General features: G+C 41.6%; 21 protein-coding genes. 9 read left to right on the top strand and 12 right to left on the bottom strand.

All coding sequences use genetic code 11. The features are described from left to right. Nucleotides 1–39 precede the first annotated feature (39 nt). Nucleotides 40–1,152: a cobalt-precorrin-5B (C(1))-methyltransferase CbiD gene (cbiD, locus tag AACS98_RS08650; protein WP_066378365.1), complete on the top strand. Its 1,113-nt coding sequence runs from the start codon at nucleotides 40–42 to the stop codon at nucleotides 1,150–1,152. Nucleotides 1,153–1,373: 221 nt separating this feature from the next. Then, on the top strand, nucleotides 1,374–2,996 hold the full coding sequence (gene guaA / locus AACS98_RS08645; RefSeq protein ID WP_066378362.1) for a glutamine-hydrolyzing GMP synthase: 1,623 nt from the start codon (nucleotides 1,374–1,376) through the stop codon (nucleotides 2,994–2,996). 77 nt (nucleotides 2,997–3,073) lie between these two features. Here the strand turns inward: guaA and AACS98_RS08640 are convergent, their stop codons facing one another. The 4 genes from AACS98_RS08640 to AACS98_RS08625 all read right to left on the bottom strand — a co-directional run bounded on the left by AACS98_RS08640 (nucleotide 3,074) and on the right by AACS98_RS08625 (nucleotide 9,486). Continuing rightward, entirely contained in the window at nucleotides 3,074–5,395 is a 2,322-nt protein-coding gene (locus AACS98_RS08640) for a PAS domain-containing protein (RefSeq protein WP_066378360.1), read from the bottom strand. Nucleotides 5,396–5,397: 2 nt separating this feature from the next. After that, nucleotides 5,398–5,853, bottom strand: a complete 456-nt coding sequence (locus tag AACS98_RS08635; protein WP_066378351.1) for a response regulator — start codon at nucleotides 5,851–5,853, stop codon at nucleotides 5,398–5,400. Nucleotides 5,854–6,015: 162 nt separating this feature from the next. Continuing rightward, the gene (locus AACS98_RS08630) at nucleotides 6,016–8,268 is read right to left on the bottom strand and encodes a sensor histidine kinase (RefSeq protein ID WP_084386889.1); all 2,253 of its coding nucleotides are present in this window, start codon (nucleotides 8,266–8,268) and stop codon (nucleotides 6,016–6,018) included. Nucleotides 8,269–8,580: 312 nt separating this feature from the next. Further along, entirely contained in the window at nucleotides 8,581–9,486 is a 906-nt protein-coding gene (locus tag AACS98_RS08625; RefSeq protein WP_066378347.1) for a cation diffusion facilitator family transporter, read from the bottom strand. A 449-nt stretch (nucleotides 9,487–9,935) separates the two neighbouring features. Between AACS98_RS08625 and AACS98_RS08620 the strand changes: the two genes are divergently transcribed. Then, the gene (locus AACS98_RS08620) at nucleotides 9,936–10,286 is read left to right on the top strand and encodes a hypothetical protein (protein WP_066378649.1); all 351 of its coding nucleotides are present in this window, start codon (nucleotides 9,936–9,938) and stop codon (nucleotides 10,284–10,286) included. Nucleotides 10,287–10,835: 549 nt separating this feature from the next. Here the strand turns inward: AACS98_RS08620 and AACS98_RS08615 are convergent. The 5 genes from AACS98_RS08615 to AACS98_RS08595 all read right to left on the bottom strand — a co-directional run bounded on the left by AACS98_RS08615 (nucleotide 10,836) and on the right by AACS98_RS08595 (nucleotide 15,422). After that, nucleotides 10,836–11,072 carry a DUF4327 family protein gene (locus AACS98_RS08615; RefSeq protein WP_066378336.1) on the bottom strand — a complete coding sequence of 79 codons (237 nt, stop codon included), beginning with the start codon at nucleotides 11,070–11,072 and terminating at the stop codon, nucleotides 10,836–10,838. Between the two features lie 1,064 nt (nucleotides 11,073–12,136). Further along, nucleotides 12,137–12,535: a 30S ribosome-binding factor RbfA gene (gene rbfA, locus AACS98_RS08610; RefSeq protein WP_066378334.1), complete on the bottom strand. Its 399-nt coding sequence runs from the start codon at nucleotides 12,533–12,535 to the stop codon at nucleotides 12,137–12,139. Nucleotides 12,536–12,656: 121 nt separating this feature from the next. Beyond that, nucleotides 12,657–12,863 (bottom strand): DUF751 family protein, encoded by a 207-nt coding sequence (locus AACS98_RS08605; protein ID WP_066378331.1) that lies wholly within the window; start codon nucleotides 12,861–12,863, stop codon nucleotides 12,657–12,659. Between the two features lie 348 nt (nucleotides 12,864–13,211). Next, a complete protein-coding gene (locus AACS98_RS08600) occupies nucleotides 13,212–14,426 on the bottom strand; it encodes a HetZ-related protein (protein ID WP_066378329.1) in 1,215 nt (404 codons plus the stop codon). A gap of 330 nt (nucleotides 14,427–14,756) precedes the next feature. Further along, on the bottom strand, nucleotides 14,757–15,422 hold the full coding sequence (locus tag AACS98_RS08595; RefSeq protein WP_066378321.1) for an L-threonylcarbamoyladenylate synthase: 666 nt from the start codon (nucleotides 15,420–15,422) through the stop codon (nucleotides 14,757–14,759). Nucleotides 15,423–15,582: 160 nt separating this feature from the next. Between AACS98_RS08595 and larC the strand changes: the two genes are divergently transcribed. Beyond that, complete coding sequence (gene larC / locus AACS98_RS08590) at nucleotides 15,583–16,872, top strand: nickel pincer cofactor biosynthesis protein LarC (RefSeq protein ID WP_066378301.1); 1,290 nt, start codon at nucleotides 15,583–15,585, stop codon at nucleotides 16,870–16,872. Nucleotides 16,873–17,087: 215 nt separating this feature from the next. Here larC and AACS98_RS08585 read toward each other — a convergent pair whose 3' ends face one another. After that, entirely contained in the window at nucleotides 17,088–17,690 is a 603-nt protein-coding gene (locus AACS98_RS08585) for a hypothetical protein (protein WP_066378299.1), read from the bottom strand. Nucleotides 17,691–17,770: 80 nt separating this feature from the next. Further along, complete coding sequence (locus AACS98_RS08580; protein WP_066378297.1) at nucleotides 17,771–18,322, bottom strand: DUF6658 family protein; 552 nt, start codon at nucleotides 18,320–18,322, stop codon at nucleotides 17,771–17,773. A 684-nt stretch (nucleotides 18,323–19,006) separates the two neighbouring features. On the opposite strand from AACS98_RS08580, the gene AACS98_RS08575 reads away from it, so the two are divergent. The 5 genes from AACS98_RS08575 to AACS98_RS08555 all read left to right on the top strand — a co-directional run bounded on the left by AACS98_RS08575 (nucleotide 19,007) and on the right by AACS98_RS08555 (nucleotide 23,186). Further along, nucleotides 19,007–19,933 (top strand): lysylphosphatidylglycerol synthase transmembrane domain-containing protein, encoded by a 927-nt coding sequence (locus tag AACS98_RS08575; RefSeq protein WP_066378295.1) that lies wholly within the window; start codon nucleotides 19,007–19,009, stop codon nucleotides 19,931–19,933. A gap of 870 nt (nucleotides 19,934–20,803) precedes the next feature. Beyond that, nucleotides 20,804–21,064 carry an NAD(P)H-quinone oxidoreductase subunit L gene (ndhL, locus tag AACS98_RS08570; protein ID WP_255362879.1) on the top strand — a complete coding sequence of 87 codons (261 nt, stop codon included), beginning with the start codon at nucleotides 20,804–20,806 and terminating at the stop codon, nucleotides 21,062–21,064. A gap of 25 nt (nucleotides 21,065–21,089) precedes the next feature. After that, a complete protein-coding gene (locus AACS98_RS08565; RefSeq protein WP_066378291.1) occupies nucleotides 21,090–21,401 on the top strand; it encodes a DUF3007 family protein in 312 nt (103 codons plus the stop codon). A gap of 93 nt (nucleotides 21,402–21,494) precedes the next feature. Beyond that, a complete protein-coding gene (gene trpA / locus AACS98_RS08560; RefSeq protein WP_066378289.1) occupies nucleotides 21,495–22,295 on the top strand; it encodes a tryptophan synthase subunit alpha in 801 nt (266 codons plus the stop codon). Between the two features lie 243 nt (nucleotides 22,296–22,538). Continuing rightward, a complete protein-coding gene (locus AACS98_RS08555; RefSeq protein ID WP_066378287.1) occupies nucleotides 22,539–23,186 on the top strand; it encodes a heterocyst differentiation related protein in 648 nt (215 codons plus the stop codon). Nucleotides 23,187–23,238: 52 nt separating this feature from the next. Here AACS98_RS08555 and AACS98_RS08550 read toward each other — a convergent pair whose 3' ends face one another. After that, complete coding sequence (locus tag AACS98_RS08550) at nucleotides 23,239–25,323, bottom strand: sensor histidine kinase (protein WP_066378284.1); 2,085 nt, start codon at nucleotides 25,321–25,323, stop codon at nucleotides 23,239–23,241. Nucleotides 25,324–25,607: the final 284 nt, after the last annotated feature.

Below are 25,607 nucleotides of genomic sequence, written 5' to 3'. Positions count from 1 at the left end.
ACTAATGACTAATGACTAATGACTAATGACTAATGACCAATGACTTCAGGATATACTTTACCTGTTTTTGCTTGTGCTAGTGCTGTGGCGGCTTTGCATTGGTTACGTCACCGTCAACCTTTACAAGTGGCAACGGTAGATTTAATCACACCTGCACAAATAGCAGATATTCCCATAGAACAGGTAGCAGGGCTATCTGACAATATGGCTTTGGCTATTACTCGCAGTGATCCGGGTGATAATCTGGATTTGACTAAAAATACCCCTGTTTGGGCGGTGGTGTCATGGGGAACAGTTACGGGTGAGCAAGTGACTATTCAAGGTGGAGAGGGAATTGGTAAGCAAGTCAATGCTGATAATCAAGCAGCTATTTATGGTTATGCTCACAGGCTGCTGCAAACAAATTTGTCTCGATTATTAGCAGCAGATGAAAAAATTACGGTGACTATTATCTTACCAGAGGGGCGATCGCTCGCTGTTCGTACCTCTAATGCGGCTTTTGGTGTGGTGGAAGGACTTTCTTTACTCGGAACCTCTGGAATTTCTCAACCTTTAAGTACACCTGAACAGTTAGAATCTTTTCGGACTCAGTTACAACAAAAGGCTAGGGTTTTTGAGAGTCTGGTGTTTTGCATTGGCGAGAATGGTTTAGATTTAGCCCCAAAAATCGGTATTAACCCCGAAAGATTGGTAAAAACTGCTAATTGGTTAGGGCCGATGTTAGTCGAAGCTGACAGGTTAGGGGTTAAAGAAATCTTATTGTTTGGCTATCACGGTAAGCTGATGAAGTTGGCGGGTGGGATTTTTCACACCCACCATCATCTAGCTGATGGTAGACGGGAAATTTTAACATCTCACTGTGCTTTGGCTGGTTTAAGCAAGGAAGATTTAGAGGTAGTGTTTCACAGTCCGACGGCAGAAGCTGCACTAAAACATTTAAGAGTCTTAGATAAGTCTACGGGTAGTGATTGGGTGAACTCAGTTTACAATGCGATCGCCCACACTATTGATGCTCGCTGCCAAGAATACATCCACAGTCACAGCAGCCAAAGCCAAGCAATCACAGTCTGTGGCTCGATTTTATTTGATCGCGATCGCCAAATTATCGTCAAAAGCAAAACTGCTTGTAACATAATTGGAAATTTATGTTAATTTAATATGAATAATCATAAATAATTCCAATAAATAACTTTTTCAGTAGCTACCCTAGGGTAATTTATACCTTTTAATACCTAAAGTATTGACCAAGCAAGCGCATTCTACCTAGCGTTTGTCACAGTCTGATCTACCATTTTCTGCCTAACCAAGCAGTACACAATGGTAAAACACCTAGAACACAGAGCGACATCTACTAAACTCACACTTTCCCCGTTATGAATACCGTGGTGACTCTACCAACCGAACAAGCCCCACAAACAGGAGAAGAATTTGGGCGGCTTGAGCGTCAAATGATTGTTATTTTAGACTTCGGCTCTCAATATTCCGAATTGATTGCCCGTCGCATCCGTGAAACTCAAGTATACTCGGAAGTTCTTTCTTATCGCACTACAGCCGAGCAACTAAGACAACTGAATCCCAAGGGGATTATTCTCTCTGGTGGGCCTAACTCAGTTTATAGTCATGGCGCACCCCAATGCGACCCAGAAATTTGGCATTTAGGAATTCCCATGCTGGGTGTATGCTACGGGATGCAGCTAATGGTGAACCAACTCGGCGGGGAAGTGGCTCAAGCTGACAGAGGCGAGTATGGCAAAGCTGCACTATATATTGATGACCCCACAGACCTCCTGACTAACGTCGAAGATGGTACTACTATGTGGATGAGTCACGGTGATTCTGTGACTAAAATGCCACCAGGGTTTGAATTGCTAGCCCATACAGATAATACTCCCTGTGCTGCCATTGCTGACCACGACAAAAAACTGTATGGTGTACAATTCCATCCTGAAGTTGTACATTCTATCGGCGGTTTAGCCTTAATTCGCAACTTTGTTTATCATATTTGCGAATGCGAACCTACCTGGACTACAGCCGCATTCGTAGAGGAATCTATGCGGGAAATTCGCGCCAAAGTTGGCGATAAGCGCGTACTTTTGGCGTTATCTGGTGGGGTTGATTCTTCCACATTGGCTTTCTTGCTACATAAAGCGATTGGCGACCAGCTAACCTGTATGTTTATTGACCAAGGCTTTATGCGGAAGTATGAGCCAGAAAGGTTGGTGAAGTTGTTCCAAGAACAGTTCCACATTCCGGTAGAGTATGTTAACGCCCGCGATCGCTTCCTGGCAATTATGGCAGGAGTCACCGACCCAGAAGAAAAACGTCGTCGCATCGGACACGAGTTTATCCGTGTATTTGAGGAGAAATCAAAAGAGCTTGGCCCCTTTGATTATCTAGCTCAAGGAACTCTCTATCCTGATGTCATCGAATCTGCTGACACCAACGTTGATCCGCAAACCGGGGAACGGGTAGCAGTGAAAATTAAGAGCCATCACAACGTCGGTGGTTTACCTAAAGACTTAAGATTTAAGTTGGTAGAACCTCTGCGGAAACTATTTAAAGATGAAGTCCGCAAAGTAGGACGTTCTATTGGTTTACCAGAAGAAATTGTCCAACGGCAACCATTCCCCGGCCCTGGTTTAGCAATTCGCATTTTAGGCGAAGTCACCGCCGAAAGGTTGAACATTCTGCGCGACGCTGATTTGATTGTGCGGCAAGAAATTAACCAACGTGGCTTATATAATGAATACTGGCAAGCATTCGCTGTCTTGTTGCCAATTCATAGTGTAGGCGTAATGGGTGATCAACGCACCTATGCCCATCCGATTGTGTTACGGATTGTTAAGAGCGAAGATGGTATGACCGCCGATTGGGCGCGTGTCCCTTATGATGTGCTGGAAGTGATTTCTAACCGCATTGTCAATGAGGTGAAGGGTGTCAACCGCGTGGTGTTTGACATTACCTCTAAGCCACCTGGAACTATTGAATGGGAATAGTTGCTCAGTCAATAGGGTGTTATTAACTTTATAGTTGTGTAGAGACGTTATGTGTAACGTCTCTACTTATTTGGGGGTTATGGTGGTTGTAATGGTAATTTAATCGTGAAAGTCGCTCCCTTTCCTTCGCCGGGACTGGTGACTTGAATGGTGCCGCCGTGTAATTCTATGATGTGACGAGCGATCGCTAAACCTAGTCCTAAACCCCCTTGTCTATGTTGACGATCTGCCTGACGATAACGTTCAAACACATAGGGTAAAAACTCTGGGCTAATACCCATACCTGTGTCTGTGACTGTGATGTAGGCTTCGGATTCATTGCGTAATAGCCGGACGGTGACTGTTCCCTGATCTGGGGTAAACTTAATCGCATTTGATAAAAGATTACCTAAGACTTGTAGTAAGCGGTTGGCATCACCAATGATCATTGGTACTGATGGCTCTACTACAGACTCTAAAATAATATTTTTAGCTTGGGCTGATGGGTAAGCAGTCTCCATAGCCACACCAATAATTGCCGCCAAATTGACTGCGCTAAATTCCAATTGTAAGTTACCCCGCAAGATGCGAGATATATCTAGCAAGTCCTCTAAGAGTTTTCCCTGTGCATGAGCATTACGTATAATAATCTCTACCGCACGGCTAAAAATAGTTTCATCAAACTGGCGATGACGTAGTATTTGCGCCCAGCCGAGAATAGCACTGAGTGGCGATCGCAAATCATGAGATACTATAGCCACAAACTCGTCTTTAGCTTGGTTAGCGGCTTCAGCTTCCGCACGAGCAGCTTTTTCTTGTGTTAACAGGTAGTCACGTTCCGCTTCTAATTTTTTGTAATCATCTATATCTGTACTGGTACCAAACCACTCAACAATTTTTCCTTGCTCATTTTTGATGGGGACGGCTCTTGCTAAATGCCAACGATAACTACCATCATATTTTTGATAGCGCAATTCTTGTTCATAAGATTCTCCTGTCTGTGTGGCTGTCATCCATGCTTGAATAGCTGACTCGATATCATCGGGATGGATGGCTTTTTTCCAACCAAAACCGCTTGCTTGCTCAATTGTCATCCCTGTGAATTCATGCCATCGTTGATTAACGTACACGCATTCAATCTGAGTATTGGTGATCCAAACAAGTTGCGGTATAGCATTAGACAAATAGCGGTAGCGTTCTTCACTTTGGCGTAGAGCGGCTTCCGCGTACTTGCGATCGCTAATATCAGTTGTACTTCCTACTACCCGCACGGGTTTACCTAGTTGATTTCTGGTAATTAAACCCTGATCTAAGACATAAACATAATAATTATGCTTGTGAAGTATTCGATACTCAATTGCATAAAGATTTTGCTTTGCAACTATACTTTGGAATTGCTGCCAAGCAACATCTCGATCTTCAGGATGAATTCTTTCTAGCCACCATTGAGAGGTGGGTTCTGCTTCCTCTAAAGAATAACCTAAAATCCGAGTCAACCCTTGAGTTCTCGTGACATAATCTGTCTCAATATTCCAGTCATAGATCAGAGAATTGACTGCTGCGGCTGCCAGTCGGAAACGCTCATTACTCGCACGCAATTCTTTGTCTATCTGCTTGCGTCCAGTAATATCAAAAGCTGTACCAACTATTTGCCGGGGTGAACCGTCAGCATTCCTAGTGAATACAGAATTGTGACTGCAAAACCAACGCCATTCGCCGTTGGCGTGTCGCATTCGATACTCATGTTCTATAACGTCGTCATCCCCAGCCGAGTTAAAGCGGTGGAATACATGAGGAAGTTGCGCCAAATCGTCAGGATACATGAGTTGAGGTAAAAATTCCGCCCCCAAAGCTTGAATTGATTCGCAACTGTAACCCAGCAGTTTCACTACCTGACCATTAAGATAAACATTCCGTTGTTCAACTAGGTCGTAAACATACAAAATTCCCGGAGTTGTTTCCGCAATGCGTTCGATAAACTTCTGACTTTCCCGCAGTTGTTCCTGACTGCGGCGGAGTTCTGCGCTTAACTGCGCTTTTGTAATAGCTGAGATCAGAGTTGAGCGCAAACGCTCTGCGGTTGTCTGTCCTTTAACTAAATAGTCATGGACACCACTTTTCATCGCTTGGACAGCAAGCTCTTCATTCCCGTAACCTGTCAACATAACCACGGCTGGCATAGCTTCCTTGACAGACTTTTGTAGTTCTGCCAAAAATTCCAGCCCATCTAAGTCTGGGAGTAAAAAGTCTAGTAAAATCCCATCAGGTGGAAACTGCTGACATAATGCCAACGCTTCTTCTCCTGATTCTTGTTCAATAATTGTATAGCAATGCTCTTGGTCTTGCTGGAGATAGCGACGATAAACTTCGCGATCTTCAGGAGAATCATCAATGATTAAAAGAGTTAGCGGTTGCGCCATGACTACTTGCTAAGAGCATCAGGAAGAATCACAATATCTAACCAGTAAGTTAAAAAAGTGTGAATTGTTTTCACCAATCGATTAATATCAATTGGTTTGAGTATATAACTAGCAACACTGTAGCGGTAACATATTTCAATATCTTTGGGATTAGAAGATGTTGTCAGCACAATTATGGGAATATACCTCAAGTCTTGATCCTGCTTGACTTGGGCTATCAGTTCTCGCCCATCGGTTCCTGGCAAATTCAGATCCAGCAGAATAATTGAAGGACGCGGGGCTGTTTTGGCATCGCTGTAATCTCCTGTATGGTAAAGAAAATCTAGAGCCTCATCACCATCACTACAACGAAAAATCGGGTTTAACACAGTTTCTCTCTGCATGATGCGCCGCAAAACTTCAAAGTCTTCGTCGCTGTCTTCAATTATCAGTAAAGGTTGGGCAATATTGCCAATCATGGACAAGGGATTTTAGGGGTGTAGCCGTGTAGGAGTTGAGAAGAGCCACTGGCGTAGGGGGGTTTCCCGAATGCAGCCCAGTAGCTTGTGTAGGGTTTAATGGTTAGGGGAGGAAGGGAGACAAGTTAGTTGATGTTTTACAATACCAATGCCCAAAGATGATTAACTATCCAATGTAAAATAGAAAGTGGTGCCTTGACCATAATCAGACTCCACCCAAATTTTACCACCATGCCGTTCGACAATTTTTTTGGCTATGGTCAGCCCGGCTCCTGTACCACCACCGTATTTTTTTGGCCCGTGCAAGCGTTTAAAAATACGGAAAATTGACTCAAAGTGTTTTTCCCGAATACCAATACCATTGTCCTGCACGTAGAATGTGATTGGTCGTGGTAGATTGTCTAAATACCCAATTTCAATCCATTTCTCAGCTTTATCGTTGTATTTGATGGAGTTAACAATTAAATTACTGAAGACTTCGCCAATCTGGATGCGATCGCAGTACACTGTCGGTAACGGTCTAGGAATATGAATTCTTACACCTGTCTCCTCAATGCGCGGCCTTAACATATCTAAAATTCGATGCACTACATCATTTAAGTTAGTCGGCTGCATGGAAAGATCAACCCTTCCCAACCGTGAAAAATGTAGTAGTGAATCAATTAAATCCTCCATTCTCTGAGTCAAACGAATCAGAGTCCCTAATTTTTCCTTACCTTCTTCATTGAGAAGATCACCATAGTCTTCAATGAGGAAGTTAGAGTAATTATGAATCCCCCTGAGTGGTTCTTTCAAATCGTGTGATGCAATATAAGCAAAAGCATCCAATTCTTTATTGCTGCGTTCTAATTCTATATTTAATTCTGCTAATTCATCAGCCTTACGTAGCACCACACCAATAATCGCACTTCTCAACTCTAGTGCTGCATTCACTTCATAAGACTTCCAAGGTAGTGACTTCATCAGTACGGTTTCTTTCCACAATTCAAAAGACTTACGTGGTGAAAGACGCACACTACCATTTGATGTGATTTCTACAGGTTTATGAGGATTACCACCCCAATTAACAGTTCTCACTACTTCGGGACGAAACCATAAAACATAGTTTTTCTGTGTTTTGGAAATCGAAAGGGCAATTAAACCACTGGCTACATCCCGTAATTTTTCCGCTTCTGGATAAACTGTTGCTAATGAATCAATGTAAAAGATTTCTTCATGCAGGTTTTGATTAATCCACTCTACTAAATCATCAATATCTTCTTTTGTAGGAGCATTACCCACAGTAAAATATTGCCCATTAAAACAAATTGCCGCCCCCTCTGCATTCACTAAGTTCAGAATATTTGGTTGATATTTGATCAACCCGTCAATAAAGTTGTTTTCTACTGACATATATTCTACTAACTTACTATGCACAGATTTCGCTTGAATTTTGGCTTCAGCATCTTCGCTTTCTTCTTTAGCACCCATTTCTACAGAAGTCATTTGTCCTAAAAATTCGCAAGCACTACGAATTTCATAAGGAATATATTTTGGTGATTGATGATGACAAGCAATTAACCCCCATAATTTTTTATTTTTCATGATTGAAATGGACATAGAAGCCCTTACGCCCATATTTTGCATATATTCAATATGCAATGGCGACACACTCCGCAATACTGAGCCACTTAAATCTAAAGGCTGATTCGTTAAAGGGTTATTTATTGGTAAAAGGGCGGCTGGTTGATAGTGAGCATTTGGAATTAGTCTGAGTAAATTTTCTGTGTATAGCTTTCTGGCTTGTGGAGGAATATCAGACGCAGGGTAATGTAACCCTAAATAAGTTGTCAGGTATTCCGGTTTTTCTTCCGCAATCACAGTACCATGCCAATCTTCATCAAAGCGATAAACCATCACGCGGTCGAAGCCAGTCATTTTTTTGATTTCTTTAGCTAATATTTGACTGAGTTCATTAACATTAGTGGCTCCTTGGATTCTCAGCATTGCTAGCTTGACTAAGTGATAAAACTTGAAAAAGGCATTGTTTTTATCAGATAAGTTCGGTTCTAACTCTAAAATCAATAATCCATTAGAGCGATGAATTATCGCATCGAAATTAACAATGGTTTCTCCTATTTTTATACTAAACTCGATAGGATTAATAATTGGTAAATCTTCTTGATCTAAACACTCTTTGAATAAATTAATTTGTTCTGCATCTAGCAATAAATCTAAACTCTTGTTGAGTAAGTCCTCTGGATGTATGCCAAATATTTCCCAGCTATTATTACTAACTTGTAAAATGGTTAATTCTGATTTTTCTAAGGCGAAAAGCACACCATGAGGCTGAATATGTCCAGGAATATGAATTGGCTCTTTATTACAGTTGCTGACATCTACGGTAAATGGCATTGTAATATTGTTATCGCTCACCTTTCAGTCCTCATACTGACTTGAATATACTTGTAATTTAGTATTGAAATTAGAGTATTATTACTATCCTAATTCGTTTTCATTAATAACGGTATCTCATCTCAGGATAACAATTAGTGCAGATATAATTAACCACATCTCTACTTTTTACTATTAGTTATTTGAAAAACCTGCTTTTTTGTACGTAAATCTCTGTTTATGGCAAATTAAAAAGAATGAACTTTTGTTAAGATTAGTTACGATAATTGAATTAATTATTTGCTCAAAAAATTGTAGCGATGGGCAAGAAAGGGGCTTTGCCTGTTACCGTAACTATTTCGCTCCCTGCTCAAAGCTAATTTTTTCTGACTGATATGCTGGTGGCTCAACGTGAATAACAATCCTCACTGGGCTGAAGCGTGTTTCTAGTTGCCGTTCTACTTGTTCGGTGATGCGATGCGCTGTTTCTACATCCGGCGCATCCACAATCAAGTGCATTTCGATAAAGACTTGACGGCCGAGAATACCCCGTGAGGCAATATCATGACAGTTAATTACCCCAGGAACAGCAGTTGCAATCGCGTGTATTGCTTCCGGTGCGATCGCCATTGCATCCACAAGCCAAGGTAAATTTTCTTTTAACACTGACCAACCACTCCAAAATACCAGCAACGCCACCGGAAAGGCTAGCAGTATATCCAGCCATTGATAACCTAACCAAACCCCAATCAAACCGCCAATCACTGAGATTGTCACCCACACATCACTCATAGTATGGGTAGCATCAGCGATTAAAATTTGACTACCTACCCGCTTACCCACATTGCGCTCATAAAACGCGACAAAAATATTCACACCTAAGACAATTAGCAGTAACCACAACTCAGGCGGTGAAATTCTGACAGGTTCACCACCTTGTTTGAGAATACGCTCAATCGCTCCTTGGAGAATTTCAAAACAAGCAATTCCTAAAAACGCCGCAATTCCCAATGCTCCCACAGCTTCAAACTTATGATGTCCATAGGGATGCTCACGATCTGGGTATGGCGAAGAAAACTTACTCGCAACCAATCCTAAAATATTGTTGGCACTATCTGTCACACTATGCAAAGCATCAGCTAACAAGCTCAGAGAACCTGTAAAGTAGCCGACAAATGCTTTGAGTCCCATAACAAACAAGTTGAGGACTAGGGTAATGATTAAAACCTTTCTGACTTCAGCGCGGTTATCGTAAGTCATAGATAATTTTTAATACTCTCTTCTATGACTTCTCAGTGTACTCCTAATATCAAAGGTTAAACACTAATCAATTGTATCAAAGTCTTACGCTGTCAGGATGATATATCGCTATAATCCTCAAAAATCCAGCCTATTTATTGATATTAATTTTTACTAAAAAATACTATGGCATTAAGAAATATTGGGAGAGAATTTGGAGATAACAGCATATTTTTAGGATTAATCTCCGAGATATTTGATTGAGAAGGTTTAGCGATATGCACAAACTCGATTTAACCTAGATTCGGTACAATTATTGACATCTTGCACCTGTTCCTTGATAATAATTTTTCTAGGGTGGGCATTGCTTGTCTGCTGCTAAGAACCTTAGTTTTAAGTTGTTGGCTGTGCATCGCCTGGAGGTTATTGAGAATGGTGCCAGATATGACATTACTGATAATCAACAGCTTATGCCTTCTACGCCTCTGACGCTGAACCTGGTTGAAGGTTCTGTGTCTTTCAATTTTTCACCGCCAGCAGCACAAGAATTAAAAGCTGCGATCGCCCAGTTGATGGAACGCCTGAAAGCGGTGGCGACAAAACCTACCTCTGGTAAAGTCTCTCCTCAACCCCCATTAGAATATCGTCACACTGGAGAGGTATTTTTAGAAATTTTCTGTAATCCTAATATTTGGCCTACACCTTTTGCAGCCAAAGTATTGCTCACCGTGCGTGATATCAACATCCGTTTAACTACAGAAGCTGAACTTACCCGCCTGATGGAAGACGTTAACCAGTATTTAGAGCAGCATACTGGTTAAGACTTCCACGACATATACGCAACTGGTACATTAGTAGGGTGCGTCAGATGCCAAACACAAGTTTATTCTCAGGATTGATGCAGGCTGACGCACTCTACATATAGATATTGAGTGTGACACTTGCGTGAGTCCTAACTTCCTACTCAGGTATTAATCAAAAATTAAGGAGCAGTTTCATCTTAAAAAACTGCTCCAGTCTTAAATTTAAGCAAAATACTCAAGCTCAAATACCGGATTTACACAAAAACTTTTTTCTATTGGTTTTTTATCTGAAAAGTTGGACAAATCAGACGAAAAAACTTGAGCTTTAATGATCAATTTGAGATTCTGGATTGGGAAGGCGGGATTAAAAACAGAGATTATCCCCTCAGCTTGTTAATAAACCGTGAGTTGCCATATTTACTCATCCAACGTTAACTCCCCATCATGCCAATTACCACAACGGAAAACCCCCAACAGCCGGAGGCTACCCTGCGGTATCTGGCTAGCAACTGCTTTTTGTCAGGCAGTGGCTCCAAAATCTGAAATCAACCCTGGAATTATCTTTGATTAGTCATTGTCCCACTCTTCACGACCAATCAGGTCGCCAATGCGATCGCGTAATAAGAAATCGCACTTCTCCAACTCACATTCCACACAAACCCACTCTCGCGCTGGAATGTACTGACAAAGTGTATATATTGGCTGCTGTCGGCTAATCATTCCTTTTTGTACCAGTCGGCGTGCTTCTTCCTGAATTACATCTAGAGAATAGTAATTTATAGAGGGTACCGTATTCACACTCATGGTTTTTACTCACAAAATTTACACGTAAACAGTTTTCCCGTTCATTATGGGAAATATCACAGGCATTAGACTTGCGCTTAGGGTTTTGTATTTTGCTATACGGAACTAATTTCATTTTGACGCTATACCCTCTCAAATTATGTAAATAAATGTTAAATATGTCAAATTATTCTGACATTATGAGCATAGTGTAGCTTACCAATCCCCAGTGATTGCTGGCAAACAAGCAAACAATTCATTGTGGATGCAGCAATCCTGACACTGAAGCTGTTTGCAAACTGAAGCACAATTGGGGAGGCGACAAAACAAAGTCCATAAAGCACATCCCTAAAACACAAATCATCACACTAGAACTATCTCTAGAAATTTGGAGCTATATTCATTGCTGAACAGACCCAAAATTTCTAGCCAACGTCAATGTATAGTCAAGTTAAGGGCTACCTTACACTAGCTAGATGTGAAAGTGCCATAATTTAATAATTTTATGAACTTACGGATGAAACCGAAACATCAGCTTACGCTCTCCCGTGAGCCTTGCAGTCTCGTTGTGTAAGTCCGGAATTTCTGGAACAAACCATGTTGCTGACTAACTGATTCGGAGAAATTAACATCTGTCGCAGGTTAAAACTAGATGTTTCTAGAGTAACAGTATGTAAATCAGGGCATATCCAACTTGAGGTATAGCTAGTCAGCCTTATGTGTTGTAATTATGACTTAAGTCATCTTTTCATAACATCTGGGATGTCAGTAAATTTCTGTAGAATGGTCAATTGTGAACAAAATAGAGATTTTTGCAGTCAGATTCGTTATTAGGAGATGAAATTGGGTGAATTTGTTTGTGAACGAATCGTAACATTTTTAGCCAGTAAAGGTTTAGGGGTTCTCACCCCCAATAGTGATTAGTCATTAGTCATTAGTCATTGGTAAAAGTTTTTCTCCTCTGCTGTCTCTGCTTCCTGATATCCAGTCACATTGAAACAGACGCGAGCCAGTCGCATCTGTCAAATGGTTGGGGAATGATACGGTGATTAATTGTTTGCTGGTGACACTTTGGTAGCGGTTATTTATTCTGCGACTTCTTGATCACTTTCATTGGGATCATGGTGCGATCGCTCATACTGGAGTTGGTTTAATAGGGATAGCACCTTAGTTCCCCGCTCAATCGAACGATCTTCGATAAAAATCACTTCGGGAGTGCGACGCAATCGCACCCGCGCCCCTAATTCGCTACGCACAAAACCTGTGGCTGACTTCAGACCAGCCATTGTTTCGGCCTTGGCTTCCTCTGTACCATATATACTGACGTAGATTTTGGCGTGTTGGAGATCCCCTGAGACATCGACATCAGTTACACTTACCATGCCTACACCAACACGATCATCCTTAATCCCGTTGATCAGCATTTGGCTAACTTCCCGTTTAATCAATTCAGCAACACGGGAAACGCGGCGATTTGTAGCCATATAAATCCTGCCTCCCCATAGAGGTTAGACAACAACAACTTTCTTGAGGTTAGAGAGGGCAGCACAAGAAGCTGACAACACAAACCCTGTTTTTCAGACCAAGCCACAGTATAGTCTTAATCTAGATTGTACTCAAGCCCAGCATTGCCCGTAAAGTAAACGTGATGAATGCCAAGCCACCCACGACTAAACCCAAAAGAGCCACTAAGGTAACTGGACGTTTTAATAGTGGGAATAGCGGCTCAAAGGTGTTGAGCATAATGCCTAAGATGATAGTAATCAAGTAGCGGGGGTAGCGAAAAACGTTATCCCAAAATCCGTCAAACATTTTGATTGAGACTGCCTTGTTATAGAATAAAAGTTTGTTTTGATCAATTTTATCTTCCCTATTGTAATCTATGGGGCTTTGACACTCACCGAAATTCTATTTCGGGGATTGTTTCTACACAGGGAAACCCAAACAACCGAACGCATCGACATGTTGACACAGGCTTGATTTCGCCCACGAAACAACGCCTATAGATTCCCCAATCTATAGTACATAATTACTATAACTCAAACCTAAAAATACAGAAATTGTGACGTTATGCAGATGGGTGTAGATGTAATTTATTGGTAATAATGTCTGTAACTCAGAGACAAAACACTGATGAAATGTAGTGAGTTTGTGGCAAATTTAGCCTGTTTGCATTTCATTATTACCGTTGCGGATAGCCCAGGCTGTATCTAGCAGTTGAGTCCAACGCTTTTGCAGTTGCTTGGGGGTACATTTGAGAGTTTTAGCGATCGCTTGATCAGCGTAACTTGCCGTTTTCAATTCTAATAATTGCTGTTGTTCTGGTGATAGGGTATTAACAAAAGTTTGCCACTGCTGGGCAGACAAACCCAACTTGTGTTCTAAACCAGCACCTAGCCATTGATGCACTAATTGCCAATGATGTTGCTTGGCAAACTTTTGGACATGATATTTAAAACGTTGTTGGAGATAGTCGCGCTGACGGCTAGTAAGACCGAGAATTTCGTCAATTTCGGGGGCAGAAAGGTCTTGCAGTTTCAACGTGAGATAATCTACACAGTCAGATTGCCCTTGCGACTCGAAGTAATTGACTAATTCGGCAATCACGCGATCGCGTTCGGAATCTTCAGATGGATCAAAATTCGCTTGAGCAATCATCTGTGATCTAATTTGTTGTACTGCCGAGTTCCGTAGGTAAGATTCCGCCTCCTCTCCTTTGGCAGATTCTACAGCCATTTCAATATCTACAGTTGTTTCTTGAGGCTGACGACGGGCAAAACCTTGAGCGCGTAAGATAATTAATTGTTGATTACTGCCACCAGGTAAATTAATCCGACGCTTGGCATACTGCTCTGTAAACGCCATGTACTCAGCTAGTTGTAACTGTGTGCGTGGGGTGTAAACTTCCGGTAGTTCATTTTCTCGGCGAAAAGCTTTAATAGCCTCAATGTAAAACGCTTGTAAAAAATCCTCAATCAAACTGTAACGCCCATCAAATCCCAACTCCGAACCGGCGACGGTGACATGGCGGTAAACCATCGCCCCCAAACTACTATGTAGTTCCACCCGTCCGCGTCTTGAACCGAGTTGATAATAATAGAGGCATTTTTGCAAGCGATGGCGCGATAAAGTTAATTGCCAAGATTGAACGCTGCCAGAGGTTTGAATGCGCGAACTTTTATCACAAATACGCTCAACTTCTTTAGCAATCCTTTGCGCTACGGCTTCTATACACCTAGAGGATGCTTTAACCTGAGTTTGCATTTCCTGACACAGTTGTTGGAGTAAAGCATCTGTAGTGGGTGATTGTGTGGTAGCTACTTCTTTGGCAAAAGCAGATGCGGAGGTTGGTAGATTTGCAAAGTTTAGTTTCATGACTCTTCCTGGGTGTGGTGTTGCACCTGAATGCAATGGCCGAACAGTACCTGATAACAGGCTGAGTTGCCCATAACAAGCACTGCTGATATATCAGACAGTAGACAATCAAAAAAAGTTACATAGACGGTAGTGTGTCGCTTTTTTCACGAACCACCGAATAGAGATTAACATAAGCCTATTTGCTTTGCCTTCAAAATGGCTAAAAAGCTTAATATGTCTCAATCTCTGCCAACTTCTGGTGTCCAGTCTCAGTGATTGTAGGTATGATCAACGCCAAACAGTAATTTTTGGCATGATCAAGGCAACCGACGGGGGAGGCTATCAAGTTCAATTGTCAACCCACGCTGATACTGCTTCCCAACCTAAACCCCGTCTGATAATCATTGGCTGATCACCCGTTAAGTCCAAAATCGTAGATACTTGATCTGTGGGTTCTTGACCTGTATCTACGATTACATCTACTAATTTATCCAAACGATCAAATAACTCCACGCGTGACAATCCCAGTTCTGCATCGAAACTAACTTTGCCATCCTCTACCACATCGGGTGGGAGATGGGCTGAAGTCGAAATAATCGGATTTCCTAAAGCTTCCAGTAATGCTAAACAAACGTTATGATTTGGTACGCGAATCCCGGTAGTTTTGCGTTTAGGACTTTGTACTAATTTCGGTACTAACTTAGTAGCAGGTAGCAAAAATGTATATGTTCCTGGGATAAGTCCCTTCATCATCCGGTAGGCTGTATCACTGACAAAGGCGTAAGTAGCTACATTTGACAGTGAAGGACACAAAAATGTCAGTGGTTTATCGTTTGCTAGCTGCTTAATTTGCCGCACTCTTTCCACCGCAGACTTGACGTTTAAATCACAACCAATTGCATAAACTGTATCTGTAGGATAAAGCATCACCGCGCCACTAGAGAGCGCAGCCCTTATTTCCTCTATTCTGCGACTTTGGGGATTTTCAGGATGGACGGAGATAATTTTTGCCATAAAAGTTTTAGGTAACAGTCGGTGTTCAAGGGAAAATTTAAACTTAAGCGTTGCACATATTTACACAGACGGGCAATTCCTTAATTTAGTGCAATGAATTGTTACAGATGAGATCACAATAATTGTGTAAGGCCAACACCTAGTTGAATAATCTACTTTTATGAGCAAAATAGCTTATCTTCAATGTCCTACGGGGATTTCCGGTGATATGTGCTTGGGAGCTTTAGTTAGTTTAGGTGTTCCCTTAGAATATTTAACCGAAAACCTCAATAATTTGGGAATTGCCTCAGAATATCAGTTAAGGGCGGAACTGGTGCAAAAAAATGGTCAGCAAGCGACTAAAGTTGATGTAGATTTAGTAAAGCATCACCATCACCACCATCATCACCACGAACACCATCATGGCCGTCACTTACCAGAAATTGAGCAAATGATTCTCAAAGCTGGTTTACCATCACGGGCTGAGGCTTGGAGTTTGGCTGTATTTCGGCAATTGGCGGTAGCTGAAGGGGCTGTACATGGAATTGCTCCAGAGAAGGTGCATTTTCATGAAGTGGGTGCTGTGGATGCAATTGTCGATATTGTTGGTACTTGCTTAGGTTTAGATTGGTTGGGTATTGATAGCGATGCCACAGGTTTACCTTTACTCTATTGTTCACCATTACCTACGGGTGGGGGAACTGTACACGCTGCCCACGGTGAAATGGCTGTACCAGTTCCAGCCGTTTTGAAGTTATGGGAAATGCGGCATTGTCCTGTTTATAGTAATGGTATTGATCGGGAACTGGTGACACCAACAGGAGCGGCGATCGCTACCACTCTAGCACAAGACTTTGGTGCTACACCCCCAATTACCATCAAACAGATAGGATTAGGAGCAGGAACAATCAATTTACCTATCCCCAATATACTACGCCTGTGGCTGGGCGAAACTCCTAGTACACAGTCAAATTTCAAGGAGACTGCAACAACTAGCCCAAATCTAGAAACCATCTCGGTATTAGAAACCCAAATTGATGATTTAAACCCCCAAGCCATAGGTTATGTATTTGAAGCCTTATTTTCTGCTGGTGCAGTCGATGTCTTTACCCAACCTATAGGGATGAAAAAATCCCGCCCAGGAATTTTACTCACCGTGATTTGCCATCCCGAAAACCTACTCGATTGTGAAACTATTTTATTCCGCGAAACCACCACTTTAGGCATCCGTCGCACTACCCAGCAACGCAGCATCTTAGCCAGAGAAATTCAACAAGTAGAAACTAAATATGGCAGCGTGCGAGTTAAGCTAGCATGGCAAGGACAAGCATCAAATAAACGTATTGCTAATGTTCAGCCAGAATACGAAGATTGTGCCGAATTAGCCCGAAAATACAATCTTCCTTGGCGAGAAATTCACCAACTCGCCCTCCAGACTTGGCAATCCACTTTAACACAACCTGTAGGTTAAAGTCATATCTTGCACCTTTCTGAATAAGCGTCAGGTGGGCATTGCTGATGAGGTAAAACTAAGGCTTTCAGCAAGTTGCAAGCAATGCCCACCCTACAAAAATTATCATCAAGGAACAGGTGCAAGATGTGTGTTAAACCTTACCCCTATAAATGTAATGTAGAGACGTTGTATACAACGTCTCTACACACATCCTCACATCCTAAAAACTAATCTCAAGCAGCGTCTCTAATGGTTCTGTTAACTGTATCGGCTGCATCTTCAGCACGTCGCTGGATGTTTCTGCTCGTATCTTCTGCACCACGCTGAACACTCTTACTCACATCTTCAGTAGCATTCTGGGTGTTTTCTCTAATATTTTCCAGTCCGCGTTGAGTTCCTTTAACAACACCTTCCCGCACTTCTTCAGCAGAACTACCAATGTCTTCACCTAAGTTTTTCACTCTTTGACCAAAAGGTGTACCTTGCTGATAATTGCGGACATATTGCTCTGTGCTGTCAATACCTTTTTGCTCAACGTTTCTTTTAGCCATATCCCGCAAAGCTTTGGCTTTAGCTTCTGCTGCTTTTTCCTCTGCTCTCGCTCTGGGATCTACATCACTAAAATTGTTCATCCCACCTTGAGGCGCATTTAGAGGATAACTTTTTGTAGGGTCATATTTTTCCACATTAGGTGGTTGTGCGCTGGGTTGGGGTGGCTGGGCTGCAATTCCTGGACGGTTGCAAGCTTGTACTAATAACAGGAAAACACCTGCTAAGAACACTGCAAATACTTTTAGAGGACGAAGGTTTTTTACCCAATCAATCACTTTTTTCATTATATAACTCCTGATTTTTTTTGCATCGATTCAAAGTAAACCAAGATGAAATTTTGATGGTGTGTCAAATTTCCAAATTTCTATCTACCCACTGCGGGATTCTTTTGTAACTCAGGTCTAGCACTGGCTTCGTCTGCTTTTTCTTTGATAAAACCAGAAGCTTCTTTAATGTTTTCTTGCACTGTGCCAATTCTTTCTTGAATGCGAGTCCCTACATCTGGTTCACGCTGAATTAAACCACCTGGTTTGGGTTGTTTGTAATCTTCTTCAGTAATGATTGGTAATTCCCCTTCTTTGAGAACTCTTCCTGTGGGTGTTTCTGCTCCTGGGTAGAGTATTTCAGATTCTCTATTCGCAGCAATCAAAACTTGTGGATTTATTTCTAAGCTCGCGCTGTCATTTCCTTGATGAACTTTGGGGTCAGTAGACATTCTATATTTGGTATAGTTGTCTCCACCATTCTTATAAGGATTATTAGCACCACCAGCCTGTACAGCAGGATTTCTAGGATTTGAACCTTGAGGATTTGCTTGAGTACAAGCAGTGCTAAATATTAACAATAGACTAGCCAAAAATACAGTTAAAACTTGGCGTGGTCTTAGCTTTTTCCATAAGGAGATTAAACTTTTCATTACTTCCTCCTTTTCACTAAATACAAGCTGACTCGCTTATTTATAGAGAATAAATAAGCAGAGAATTGCATATTGTTTAAGCTCAACAATTATTCATGTTAGAAGGTAAAATCTGGCTTGTCCTCTAGCATAAGTCACATCATTTTTACCCAAAATGTGCCAATTTTATCTAACTATGGAGAGAGAGGATTAAATATCTGGTGAAATCTCAAAATACATTATCCCTAATTTGGTATTGCTAGGGTGTGTCACGTCGCTGCGCTCCGAATTCAAAATTCAAAATTCAAAATTCTTGCAGTCAGTACGGAGGTTTCCTTGCTTTTTTTAATTTTTCTCTGACTGACTTACTGTTTTTAATTATTTATATTGCTATGATTTTGCCAAATTGATTAAAAATTAATTGTTAAATAAATTATATTAATTTATTTTTGTAGTTGCTAAAATTATCTAAAAAAGAATTAGTCAAAAAATATACTTACATGGAAGATATATACAAAACAATATTTTAGACAGAATCTGTTTTTAGCTGATTTATCTTAAGATTTGATATATACTCATACCGTTTCTTGATGAAGATGCTCTGTATTTCGCACTGTAGAGACGTTGTATGCAACGTCTCTACGTCATTGATTTGGTGCAACTTCATAGAGAATTGGTATTAGCTTTGGGTATTTTGGCTGTTAAATGACTATCAAACTCAAGCAAATTTTACGCTGGTTAATTTTAGGGATAACGTTAGTTTTTGTAGGTAAAGCCTTAAAGGATAACTGGGCTGAGGTGACAGCTATCCGCATTGATGAAGTGGGATGGTCAATTTTAGCGATCGCAACTGGTGTGACTTTATTAGCGCATACCTGGGCAGGTTGGATATGGACTTGGATTTTGCAAGAGTTAAATCAACCAGTACCATCTAGCCAATTTATCCAAGTATATCTCAAAACCAACGTCGCCAAGTATTTACCGGGTAATGTGTGGCATCACTACGGGCGCATTGTGGCGGCGAAAAATGCCAATATTGCAACGGGTGTAGCTACTCTCAGCGTTTTACTAGAACCGTTACTAATGGCGGCGGCGGCTTTAATCATAGTTGTTTTATTCGGTAGTCAATTTGCAGCTACTAATATTACTTTGACTTTACCAGGAATACAGTTGCTATGTTTGGCAATCATACTGTGTGGAGTGCATCCCCGGTTTTTAAACCCTGTAATTAGGGTTTTGTCCAAATTAAAGGCGAAGAAGTCTACCACCCAGCCCAGTGCTACTGTTAGTATTGCACGCTATCCCCTACGACCATTATTAGGAGAGTTGATATTTTTGATACTGCGGGGTATGGGCTTTATTTTAACTGTGTTTGCGCTGATGCCCTTAAATTTCAGTCAAATTCCTTTATTATTGGGTGCTTTTAGTTTTGCTTGGTTGTTGGGGTTTGTAGTTCCCGGTGCGCCTGGGGGGTTGGGTGTGTTTGAAGTGACTGCGATCGCCATTTTACAACATCGCTTTCCCTCGGCAGTGGTAATTAGTGCGATCGCTTTGTATCGTCTCATCAGCATCATCGCCGAAGTTGCTGGGGCTGCTTTAGCTCAACTCGATGAACGCCTAGCTAAGTCGTGAAAATTCTCGGTTTAGTTCTTCTAGGTTCGTAGTAAGGACTTTAGTCCTAATTTTTTTCCTGTAGCTTCTCGTTGGCGCAGCATTTCCCCAAGAAGAGAGGACTAAAGTCCTCACTACAAACAAAATTCAAATTTCTGTGACAATTGCACAAAAGTAGGTACAGTTAAGCCTGCCTAGAATCTCTAAGCAGGCTAATCTTGTTAATTTTTATGGGGGTGGAGGGACTTGAACCCTCACGACCGTTTAAGGTCAACGGATTTTCATTCTCCCGCAGCTTTCGCTACTGCCCATTGGCTTTGAGAATTGGACTCTCCCTTTACCCTCGGCTTCACGTTAGGGTAGCTCCCGTCGAGTCTCTGCACCTTCCCAAAATTCTAGATTTTTGTACCTAAAATTTTCGGGCTTGGCTCAGGATTGCCTTGTCTGCTTACAGATTTAGGTTTCCCTGAGTTTGAGAGCGGACACTTAAAGAATTTCTTCTTTAAGGCTCAATTACTTAAGTCCGTAGCGTCTGCCATTCCGCCACACCCCCCCATTGTTTTGGGAGTTATTTATTTGGTTGGAGGCTTTATTTACCGCCTTTCCCATCTTAGCGTCAACTGCGTGGTTTGTCTAGGGCGATGGAAAACTTTTTATCTAAATTATCTAAATTGGGCGAGTTGTTTTCTCTGGTTTAGAGTTGCTTTTAATGCCTCGCAGCCAAATAGGTTTAGCATTTACCATCTTGTTGCACAAGACTAACGCTGATTGACTAGCTTTGCAATTGTAGCATTAACTTATAATTTTGATCAGCAATAATCAGGAATTTTTGCGGGAAACATTTAAAAGCCCAATAGATAGGGTTTCTTCAGCCTCGACGTTCAGCCTATGATGGAAAACAGATGCACCATAAATCTGAACCATCCCAAGAGAGAGTTTATGATTGTACCCTTGCTATATCTGGCTTTAGCCGGAGCCTATCTATTAGTTGTCCCGGTGGCTTTAATGCTTTACCTCAACCTACGCTGGTATACGGCTGGCTCGATTGAGCGCACCGTCATGTATTTTTTTGTATTTTTGTTCTTTCCCGGACTGTTGGTTTTGTCGCCGTTTGTGAATCTGCGACCCAAACCCCGCAAAATTGAAGTTTAACTTAGATTGGTAGGTCATAACGCTCATGCGACGTATTGATGCTCTCGGTATTGGCTTGGGAATTTTTATTGCTGGTGGCTTGGCATATCTAGGATTACAGGTAGTAGGTTTAGATAGTCAACAAGCTGGTATATGGAGTCAAGTCTTACTATTCGTTGGGTTGATTGGTTGGTTAGCCACCTATATCTTGCGTGCGGTGTCGCAAAAAATGACCTACCATCAACAACGGGAGCAGTATGAGGAAACCTTTTTCCAAAAACGCCTAGATGAACTTTCTCCCGAAGAATTAGCGAAAATTCAAGCGGAGATTGAACAGGAAGAACAATCTCAGGTGTAAAGTGATTTATGAGTCAATAGTCAACAGTTCCTAGTCCCAAGACGAAGGCGTTTGACTATTGACTTTTGACCATTGAATAATGACTACTGATTAATGACCGTTATTTCCGATCGCTTCCAAATTCTCAAACGGAATCATGAGTGCGCTCTGATTCCGTTTATTACTGCTGGTGATCCAGATTTAGCCACCACCGCCGCCGCTTTAAAGATTTTAGATGCTAATGGGGCTGATTTTATTGAGTTGGGTGTTCCCTACTCTGATCCTCTCGCGGATGGCCCTGTAATTCAAGCCGCCGCTACCCGTGCTTTACAACGGGGGACAAAATTAGAAGCGGTGTTGGAAATGCTGCAAACAATTACACCGAGTTTGCAAGCACCGATTATTTTATTTAGCTATTACAACCCGATTTTACACCGGGGCATCGATAAATTTTTAGAGCAAATCGCCACGGCTGGGGTGTCTGGATTGGTTGTTCCTGACTTACCTTTAGAAGAAGCTGGTGGACTACTGCAACCAGCTAGCGCAAGGGGGATTGATTTGACACTGTTAATCGCTCCTACCAGTTCGGCAGAAAGAATAGAAACTATAGCTCGCTCCTCCCAAGGATTTATCTATTTGGTGAGTGTCACTGGTGTTACCGGGATGCGATCGCAAATGGAAACACGAGTATCTGATTTATTGCAGAAAATCCGCTCTACTACAGATAAACCCATTGGTGTCGGTTTTGGGATTTCTCAACCAGAGCAAGCACATCAAGTTAGAGAATGGGGAGCAGATGCAGCGATTGTTGGTAGTGCTTTTGTCAAACGATTAGCCGAAGGGACACCCGAACAAGGACTAAGTGCGATCGCTCAATTCTGTCAAAGTCTCAAAGCAGCAATCAAAACATCTTGATGTTTAAGATAAACTAGATTAAAAAGTATAACAACGCAGTTTTTTTACCCGCAATTGGTGGACAATTTAATATTTATAGTCTTGAATATTAACATCAGCATCCTAAGTGGTAAAAAAACTAGCTCACATACCAGCTTACGCTTTGGGTATTATGTGGAACTAACTAGGCTTAAAAAATTATGAGTGTGAGAGTGGGTCAGGCAAAAGTTGTAAAATTGACATCGCAGTTGAGGGTGAAAGGCGATGAGTGAGAGTATGGCATTTATTGGCGGTGTCGCTGTAGCTGGACTAGCGGCTCTTTTATTGCTCCGGGGGACAAATAACTCCCTACAGCCTAACTTCGCTGTTACTCCGCAAATGCCAGCTACCGTAGTCGCGCCGGTAATGCAACCGCCAACGCAATACCCCCCCTATGGGCAAACACAATATCCCAGTCAGCCACCTAATGCTCCTAGTTCTGAACAGCGCGTAGAACTAGAACGGCTGAAAATGGACTTGGAACGCATCAAAAATGATAACGAACAACTCAGAGCGCAAAACCAGCAACTCCAGTTCCAATTCCAAAACTACAACAACCAACAGATGCAACTAGCCCAGCAAAACAGCCAAAAAGTGGCAGCTGCCGCTTTCCAATCGGAAGAACGGTGGTGGCATTCCCCCATAGTTTGGGCTGCTGGCGGTGCCACACTTACCATTGGTGGTGGTATTGTCGTCGCTGGAGTATTGGCTTTATTCTCACCGCGCCAACGTCCTAGCCGGACAGTACAAGTAATTCATCCCTATCAAGGCTCTACACAGCCTATAGTGCCTATGCGTCGTGCGGAATTTCTACCCCCGGCTGGTATGGATGCCAGACGCATGGAAACTCATGAATACGACGAAATGCGCTAAGTTGGCAGTTGATTGTACCCTACCCAAATTTATTTATGGGTAGGGACTGCGCTCAACATTTACTGTTCAATGTTTCTTTCAGACAAACTTCTGCCGTGGAGAGGTTAGGTAGAACATCGGATGGCGATACAATACTCACCTCGTAATTGTTTTCTACCTCTGGCTGGGGATATTCTGCTTCTAACTGTTGGGGTTGAGAATTATTAACTCCGGTTGATTCTGACTCCTGAGTTTCCTGCTTTGGTAAGCTTGGCAAATGCTGACTATCTTTAGCTGCGGCGGGTACAGGTAATAAAGAAATATCAATTAATGGTAAGGTAATTTTTACCGTTGTGCCTGTGTTGAGTCCGGCACTTTCGAGAGTAATTTTACCTCCCATAAGTTCGATTAAGTTACGGGAAATTGCTAAACCTAAACCAGTACCTTCAAATTTCCGGGTGTTGTTACCGTCTATCCTGACAAAAGGACGAAACAGTTTGTCTTGTTGAGCAGGTTCAATACCTAAACCTGTATCGGTAATGGTAACGGTAACATGAGATTTGCCCTGATGATGCACAGATGTAGAAATTGTAATGCCACCTTCGTCTGTGAACTTAGTGGCGTTACTAATGATATTGATTAATACTTGTCGCAGTTTTGCTGCATCTGCCTGCACTGGAATGGCTTCAGTACCTATATTGATTTTTAATTGCAAACCTTTTTGTTGAACATTGACTGATTGTAAATTAATAACTTCCAACAAGATTTTTCTTAAATCAAGTGGTTCTGTCACTACAGAGAGTTTCCCGGCTTCAATTTTGGAAATATCTAATAAATCGTTAATAATTCCTAATAAGTGAATAGCTGTTTCATCAGCGCGTTGTAAAAATTCTATTTCTTCTTCGCGACTATCACACAAGTCATCTTTAACTAAGCGGATGCAGTTGATAATAATATTGAGTGGGTTACGTAATTCGTGGGAAGTTGTGGCTAAAAATTGGCTTTTAGTTTGGTTGGCGGTTTTTGCTTCTTTCCAAGCAACTTCTATTTCTTCTGACCAAGCTTTGAGTCTATCAACCATTTGGTCTAGTGCTTGTGCCAGTTGATTAAACTCCCGAATCTTAAAGTTATAGGGTACGGGGTTGGCGGCGTGGTGACTATGAATATTTAAGGCATAGTCGCGTAATTGTTCTACAGGGTTTGCGAGGTAGGGAGCTAAATATAATGATGCCAACAAGCTGGCACCAATTAAACCAACTGTTAATACAATGAGGATGAGTTTGATTTCTTCTAAACCTAAGAGGGCATCATCGACAGTTGTGACAGCCAGAACTACCCATTTTTGTTGTTGCTCTTGTGTGATGGGATCGGCAATCGCTGTATAACCTGCAATTAATTCTTTGCCATCTCCCAAGGAGAAATTAATCGACTCTTTCTTGCCGGCGATCGCATTTTTGACAATACTTTTGAGTTGGGCAGTATCTGGGTGTTGGGTAATCTTCTTCCCTACATACTTAGCTATGGGATGTACTAATATTATGCCCTCTTGGTCAATCACTATAGTATTACCCGTGAGTGACCCGCGCTTACTCTTAGTTTGTTGGTATAACGCTGATTGCAGACTCAAATTATATCGCAGTTGCCCAGAGCGATTATACACAGGTGCAGATAGTACCAATTGCAGTTGATTGGGTGAATTTCTTTGACCGGTAGTTCCTGGCTGGGGCGGTGCTACAGTTTTAATATCTAAGCTTGGCTCACGAACAGATAAGTTAAAATTAGCAATTACATTTTGCTCACAGCTACTAGCAATAATGTTTCCATTGCGCGAATTAGTTAATTGTAAACAACTGACGTATTTAGGTAATTGTTGTGTTAATTGAGTGAGAAATTCTTGAATTTCTTCAGATGTTCCCGATTCTACAATTGCTGTGCGACTAGCAAGTAATAAACTATTTTTGAGATTAGCGATCGCATTTAAAATTTTCTCACCTTTGATAGTGGCACTTTCTGTCAGATTTTGCCGCGCAGTATCCAACAGGCTAGAGCGTGCCTTATTTAAAGCTGCTATCTGTCCCACAAATAAAACTGGCACAAACAGCAACAAAATTCTTGTTACTAAAATACGTCTAAAGGATGATTGACGGGGATTAGCCATCTAGTGTCTCACTTCACAACTGCAAACCACAACAGCCAAGATATGCAATTCAACCAGCTAAATGAGACATTGTATTAAGTTACTTGCACTTTGGCATCAGCCCGTAAAGGTATCAAAAGTTTACTTACCAAAAAGCAATGTGCTATACCAAAACTAATATTGAGTAGAGATGAAAGTGAGTTGTGTTGCATACAGATATAGTGGTGAAATTGGTAAACAGTAACTTGCTTTCAAGTGATTTTTGCCAATCATCATACCAGCAAGAAAAACATTAAGACTATCAA

The organism is Anabaena sp. CA = ATCC 33047, assembly GCF_963870205.1.
GTDB lineage: Bacteria > Cyanobacteriota > Cyanobacteriia > Cyanobacteriales > Nostocaceae > Trichormus.
The sequence above is the reverse complement of the archived record's forward strand: the minus strand, read 5'-3'. Positions and strand labels throughout refer to the sequence as shown.

Coding starts and splice junctions, on each gene's coding strand:
- AACS98_RS08555 (WP_066378287.1), top strand. CDS start 22,539: ATGAGTGAGAGTATGGCATTTATTGGCGGTGTCGCTGTAGCTGGACTA.
- AACS98_RS08615 (WP_066378336.1), bottom strand. CDS start 11,072: ATGAGTGTGAATACGGTACCCTCTATAAATTACTATTCTCTAGATGTA.
- guaA (WP_066378362.1), top strand. CDS start 1,374: ATGAATACCGTGGTGACTCTACCAACCGAACAAGCCCCACAAACAGGA.
- AACS98_RS08575 (WP_066378295.1), top strand. CDS start 19,007: ATGACTATCAAACTCAAGCAAATTTTACGCTGGTTAATTTTAGGGATA.
- AACS98_RS08600 (WP_066378329.1), bottom strand. CDS start 14,426: ATGAAACTAAACTTTGCAAATCTACCAACCTCCGCATCTGCTTTTGCC.
- AACS98_RS08585 (WP_066378299.1), bottom strand. CDS start 17,690: ATGAAAAAAGTGATTGATTGGGTAAAAAACCTTCGTCCTCTAAAAGTA.
- AACS98_RS08580 (WP_066378297.1), bottom strand. CDS start 18,322: ATGAAAAGTTTAATCTCCTTATGGAAAAAGCTAAGACCACGCCAAGTT.
- AACS98_RS08565 (WP_066378291.1), top strand. CDS start 21,090: ATGCGACGTATTGATGCTCTCGGTATTGGCTTGGGAATTTTTATTGCT.
- AACS98_RS08595 (WP_066378321.1), bottom strand. CDS start 15,422: ATGGCAAAAATTATCTCCGTCCATCCTGAAAATCCCCAAAGTCGCAGA.
- AACS98_RS08550 (WP_066378284.1), bottom strand. CDS start 25,323: ATGGCTAATCCCCGTCAATCATCCTTTAGACGTATTTTAGTAACAAGA.
- larC (WP_066378301.1), top strand. CDS start 15,583: ATGAGCAAAATAGCTTATCTTCAATGTCCTACGGGGATTTCCGGTGAT.
- AACS98_RS08640 (WP_066378360.1), bottom strand. CDS start 5,395: ATGGCGCAACCGCTAACTCTTTTAATCATTGATGATTCTCCTGAAGAT.
- AACS98_RS08620 (WP_066378649.1), top strand. CDS start 9,936: ATGCCTTCTACGCCTCTGACGCTGAACCTGGTTGAAGGTTCTGTGTCT.
- AACS98_RS08635 (WP_066378351.1), bottom strand. CDS start 5,853: ATGATTGGCAATATTGCCCAACCTTTACTGATAATTGAAGACAGCGAC.
- ndhL (WP_255362879.1), top strand. CDS start 20,804: ATGGAAAACAGATGCACCATAAATCTGAACCATCCCAAGAGAGAGTTT.
- AACS98_RS08605 (WP_066378331.1), bottom strand. CDS start 12,863: ATGTTTGACGGATTTTGGGATAACGTTTTTCGCTACCCCCGCTACTTG.
- AACS98_RS08625 (WP_066378347.1), bottom strand. CDS start 9,486: ATGACTTACGATAACCGCGCTGAAGTCAGAAAGGTTTTAATCATTACC.
- trpA (WP_066378289.1), top strand. CDS start 21,495: ATGACCGTTATTTCCGATCGCTTCCAAATTCTCAAACGGAATCATGAG.
- rbfA (WP_066378334.1), bottom strand. CDS start 12,535: ATGGCTACAAATCGCCGCGTTTCCCGTGTTGCTGAATTGATTAAACGG.
- cbiD (WP_066378365.1), top strand. CDS start 40: ATGACTTCAGGATATACTTTACCTGTTTTTGCTTGTGCTAGTGCTGTG.